Below are 2,408 nucleotides of genomic sequence, written 5' to 3'. Positions count from 1 at the left end.
ATGGGCTTACAAGTGGGCCAAGGCGAACAAAAAACGAAGGGAATATCAGAATGCGAAAGGAAAATCAAAAAAATCAAAACCATGCGGGGCGAAATTGCGCTCGCGAATGGGGTATTTCAGCAGCCTGCTATGCCCCTGCCGACTACGGCCGTATCCACCAAGAGTTGCGCCGCAAAGGCATGACGCTGGCCTTGCTCTGGGAGGAATACTGCGCCGAGACGGCCGATCTGCACAGCCCAGCCAACCCGGTCAAACCTTGGCGCTACTCCCTGTTCTGCGAGAACTACCGCCGCTTTGCCAAGAGCCTTAAGCGCTCCATGCGGCAAACCCACCGCGCAGGCGAGAAACTCTTCATCGACTTTGCCGGCCCCACAGTTGAGCTGACAGGCGGTGCGCGGGCCAGCATCTTTGTCGCCGCCATGGGCGCCTCGGGTTACTGCTTTGCCACGGCCACGCCTGCTCAAACCGCAGCCGACTGGCTTGGTGCTACGGCACAAGCCCTGGCCTTTTACGGCGGTGTGCCCCAGCTCATCGTGCCTGACAACCCTCGCGCTCTGGTGGCTCAAGCCAACCGTTATGAACCCCGCTTGACCGAGTCGGCCTTGGACTTTGCCCGTCACTATGGCTGCTCTATGCTGCCCGCCCGCGCCTACCACCCGCAAGACAAAGCCAAGGTGGAGCTCAGTGTCCAATTGGTCGAGCGCTGGATTTTGGCGCGCCTTCGCAAACAGCGATTTGCCAATGTGCAAGAAGTCAACGAGGCCATTGCCCCTTTGCTGGTGTACCTGAACGAGCGCGCCTTTCAAAAGCTGCCCGGCTGCAGGGCCAGTGTGTTTGCCCAGATCGATGCCCCGGCTTTGATGGCGCTGCCAACCCAGCCCTGGGAATGGGCCGTCTTCAAGACGGTGCGAGTGCATGTGGACAGCCATGTCGAGTTTGAAGGCCACCGCTACAGCGCACCCAACGCCCTAGTCGGGCAAGTGCTGGAGCTGCGCGTGACAGCCCATGTGGTGGCGATGCTGCACCGGGGCCAGCGCGTGGCCAGCCACATGCGCTGCGCGCACAAGGGTGGATTTACCACCGCGCCAGAGCACCTGCCACAGCGCCACCAGGCTCATGCGCAGTGGACGCCCCAGCGACTGGTGTTGTGGGGCGAGCGCATTGGTCTGGCTTGCGCCCAAACAATCCATTTGATGTTGGCTCGCCAGCGCCACCCCGAGCACGCCTACCGGGCCTGTTTAGGCTTGCTCAGTTTGAGCAAACGCTATGGCGACCAAGGCTGGAAGCCGCGTGCGCCATGGCCAGGCAATTGGGCACCACCAAGTACACGCACATTCGGGACATTCTGGTCAACCGCCGGGACTTGTTGGAGCACGCCCCATCCAGTGAATGGGGCAGCCCCGTTCACGCCCACGTTCGCGGTGCTGGGTATTACCAGTGAAGGTGCCAGCCATGATGATGAACACCACACTGGATCAATTGCGCGGGCTCAAGCTGGTGAGCATGGCCCAGGCGCTGCAAGAGCAGATGCAGCAAAGCGGCATCAGCGCCATGAGCTTTGAGGAGCGCTTGGCCTTGTTGGTGGATCGAGAGGTCCATGGCAGACAAGACAGGCGCTGCGCCAAGCTGCTCAAAACCGCCCGACTCAAATACCCGCAGGCCATGATCGAGGACTTGGACTGCCGCTCCTCCCGGGGAGTTGACCGCGCCACGGTGATGAGCCTGACGCTGGGTCCGTGGGTGCGCAGTGGCCATGCGGTGCTGATCACGGGTCCGACCGGAGCGGGCAAGTCTTGGCTGGGCTGTGCATTGGCTCAGCACGCCTGCCGCCAAGGGCATAGCGCGTTCTACCAGCGAGTGCCTCGCCTGGCCGAAGAGTTGCGAATTCGGCACGCCAATGGCACGTTCACGCGCTGGCTGGACATGCTGAAGAACACGGATGTGCTGGTGCTTGATGACTGGGGCCTGGTGGGGATGGATGCGCACACGCGCACGGACTTGCTGGAGATGATTGATGACAGGGCTGGCAGGAAGGCCACGGTGATTACCAGCCAGCTGCCCATAGAGCACTGGCATGAGTGGATTGGGGACGCCACGGTGGCGGACGCGATGCTGGACAGGATCATGCAAAACAACCACAGACTGACCCTGACGGGTGAGTCACTTCGCAAGACAAAACCGAGTCAAAAGAAGGAGGAAAACCAGGGCTGAAAACGGCAGCACCCTAAAATCAAAGCGCGCAACACCGCCATCGGTCACGATTACCGGAATACGCACTTAGCAGGCTGCTGAAATACCCCATTCGCGAGCGCAATTTCGCCCCGCATGGTTTTGATTTTTTTGATTTTCCTTTCGCATTCTGATATTCCCTTCGTTTTTTGTTCGCCTTGGCCCACTTGTAAGCCCAT

1 protein-coding gene and 1 pseudogene are annotated in these 2,408 nt (G+C 60.2%); both read left to right on the top strand.

Translation table 11 applies throughout. The annotated features are described in order from the left end of the window. Positions 1-128 precede the first annotated feature (128 nt). A pseudogene (gene istA, locus B9Z45_RS16490) lies at positions 129-1,441 on the top strand (IS21 family transposase); the annotation flags it as partial. Positions 1,442-1,452: 11 nt separating this feature from the next. After that, positions 1,453-2,211, top strand: coding sequence for an IS21-like element helper ATPase IstB (istB, locus tag B9Z45_RS16485; RefSeq protein ID WP_108408282.1), 759 nt, complete (start codon positions 1,453-1,455; stop codon positions 2,209-2,211). Positions 2,212-2,408: the final 197 nt, after the last annotated feature.

The organism is Limnohabitans sp. 2KL-17 (assembly GCF_003063415.1).
Lineage (GTDB): Bacteria > Pseudomonadota > Gammaproteobacteria > Burkholderiales > Burkholderiaceae_C > Limnohabitans_A.
The sequence above is the reverse complement of the archived record's forward strand: the minus strand, read 5'-3'. Positions and strand labels throughout refer to the sequence as shown.

What these genes read in the sequence shown, in the direction of transcription:
- istB (WP_108408282.1), top strand. Translation starts at nt 1,453, where the DNA reads ATGATGATGAACACCACACTGGATCAATTGCGCGGGCTCAAGCTGGTG.